This is a genomic window from Vibrio hepatarius (assembly GCF_043642085.1).
In the GTDB taxonomy this organism is placed as follows: domain Bacteria; phylum Pseudomonadota; class Gammaproteobacteria; order Enterobacterales; family Vibrionaceae; genus Vibrio; species Vibrio hepatarius_C.
Genome location: NZ_JBHZSA010000037.1, coordinates 1 through 2178, shown reverse-complemented (window position 1 = coordinate 2178; position 2178 = coordinate 1). Strand labels below are relative to the sequence as shown.

Sequence of the window (2178 nt, the reverse complement as noted above, 5' to 3'; positions counted from 1 at the left end):
CTATGCGTTGTGTTTGGTGTTTAAGGTGGTATGCGGAAGCATCGGTATTGCGTTGCTCACACCTTAACAGGGCGTTATAAGTATTATTTTACTCAGGAGTTAAAGTGGCTTTTATTCAATCCCTATGGGGACCAAATGGTTTGATTTTGCTAGGGGCTATCATTAGTGCGATTGGTGTGCTTTGGTCGTCTAATATTCAAACGAGTGTGAATGAGCAGTTAACAGAGAAAACTCGACAAATCTCAGAAAAGAACGAAACTATATCTAGCGTAACAAACGAGCTTCACGATAAGAGCAATCAACTCATACAAGCATCTCAGAAACTGAATGAAAAGAACGATCAATTGATTGAAAAATCAGAAGTCATCGAAAATCTCAATGAAGAGATTATTGCTTTCAGTACTGGGGGGGATAGTTTCCCGATCGTAGAGTTTACTAGCTTGGATCCTATCAAAAATGGTGGTCAGTTGATGATTACAAACGGAAGTAATAGGTATCCAATTTTCGATCTTAGCGTCAGAATTGTTGATTTAGCGTCGAAGAAACCGAGGACAATAGAAAACCCTCTTGCAGACGACCATATTCTCAATATTGGTACGATCAGCGCGAGTACAAGTTATATGCAAGGTTACGTCACACTTGGAGGCAATGTAGAAAAAAGTTTTACGGTGCAGTCTAATTCTCGACATGGACATTTCATTCAAAGTGTTAGGCTTAGAAAGGTGGCAGGGCAGTGGAAATCTGCAACAAAAGTATCTCGTATGACGGGAAATTCACCACTTTACACTAAAGTTGATGAGGGTTTTCCTTTAAATAGTGATGGTGAGGTTTCGTGGTAGCATACTTATAACAAAGCATTTAAGAGTGATTCGCAACGCTTGGCAGTTTCGCTTCGCTCAAGTATAGCCAAGCGTCGCTCACACCTTAATGCGGCGTTAGCCAACAAAGGAAAAATTAAGACTATGCTTACTATAATCGTTCAATTTGGTGAGTATAATCGGCCCTGACGTATCACAATTATTAGAGGTGTATTTTATGTCACCTGCAGTCTTATTCAGTGCTGTATTCTTAGTTTTATCTAGTGTTTTAACTTATATCTTGGGTGGAGAGTTATTTGTCATCGCCATCTATTTGCTTATGTCTTTTGTTACATTCGTAACGTATGCCATCGATAAAAGAGCAGCCGTAAAAGGCCAATGGAGGACATCGGAGAATACGTTGCATCTTATGTCTCTATTTTTTGGTTGGCCAGGCGCTTTAGTGGCTCAACAAACTTTGCGTCATAAATCTCAAAAACAGCCTTTTAAAGCGATCTTATGGATAACAATTATCATGAATACCATGCTATTTAGTTGGACACTTACACCATCAGGTTTAGACATGATTCAAGGGTTTATTGGGTAGGAAGACAACGTGAGTGCTGTTGGCTAACAAAGCATTTAAGAGTGATTCGCAACGCTTGGCAGTTTCGCTTCGCTCAAGTATAGCCAAGTGTCGCTCACACCTTAATGCGGCGTTAGGCATCAAGGAGGTTGCTGTTATGGAAGAATCAATAAAATTTGGTAAGTTAGCGGAAGCCCATTTTGAACATGGACTTTTGTGTGCTGAAAGTGTCGTTTCTGCTATCGCTGAATATCACGGGGTGGATGATCGCTTAGTCTCGAAAATGGCGACTGGATTTTGTAGTGGCATGGCTAGAACCTGTGGACCATGTGGTGCTTTATCAGGGGCTGTTATGGGCATTAGCTTAGTTCTAGGTCGTGAATCTCAAAGTGATACTGTCGCGAATACATACGAAGCAACGCAGGAGTTAGTCGAGAAGTTTCAAAATGAATTTGGGGCTAAAGACTGTCATGAGCTTTTAGGTTGTGACATTGGTACAGAAGAGGGTATGGCTCACTTTCGCTCTCATAATCTTCGGTCTAATTGTAGTAACTACACTCGAAAAGCCGCTGAAATAGCAGTGCAAATCTTGAGCAAAGATGCCTAACAAAGCGTTTAAGACGGATTCCCAACGCTTGGCATTTTCGGTTTGATTCGGATTTAGTGTTTACGGCACAATGGTTTAGGTAGGGTGGTAGCGTTGCTCACCACTTAACGCGGCGTTATGTTTACTTGAAATTCAGTGGCTTAAAGGTCTTAGGCTTCAGTTCTTTGTCCCTCTGGCAATTCGTTCCT

The 2178-nt window shown here is 41.2% G+C and carries 3 protein-coding genes; all 3 read left to right on the top strand.

The genetic code is table 11. From position 1 onward, the window contains the following. Positions 1-104 precede the first annotated feature (104 nt). The 3 genes from ACHUFZ_RS21150 to ACHUFZ_RS21140 all read left to right on the top strand — a co-directional run bounded on the left by ACHUFZ_RS21150 (position 105) and on the right by ACHUFZ_RS21140 (position 1990). Positions 105-839, top strand: coding sequence for a hypothetical protein (locus tag ACHUFZ_RS21150; protein ID WP_394128701.1), 735 nt, complete (start codon positions 105-107; stop codon positions 837-839). Positions 840-1035: 196 nt separating this feature from the next. After that, positions 1036-1404 carry a DUF1294 domain-containing protein gene (locus tag ACHUFZ_RS21145; protein WP_394128700.1) on the top strand — a complete coding sequence of 123 codons (369 nt, stop codon included), beginning with the start codon at positions 1036-1038 and terminating at the stop codon, positions 1402-1404. A gap of 136 nt (positions 1405-1540) precedes the next feature. Beyond that, positions 1541-1990: a C-GCAxxG-C-C family protein gene (locus ACHUFZ_RS21140; protein ID WP_394128699.1), complete on the top strand. Its 450-nt coding sequence runs from the start codon at positions 1541-1543 to the stop codon at positions 1988-1990. Positions 1991-2178 lie beyond the last annotated feature (188 nt).

Bases quoted from the DNA above. Each gene is read 5' to 3' on its own strand.
- ACHUFZ_RS21145 (WP_394128700.1), top strand. From the start codon at position 1,036: ATGTCACCTGCAGTCTTATTCAGTGCTGTATTCTTAGTTTTATCTAGT.
- ACHUFZ_RS21140 (WP_394128699.1), top strand. From the start codon at position 1,541: ATGGAAGAATCAATAAAATTTGGTAAGTTAGCGGAAGCCCATTTTGAA.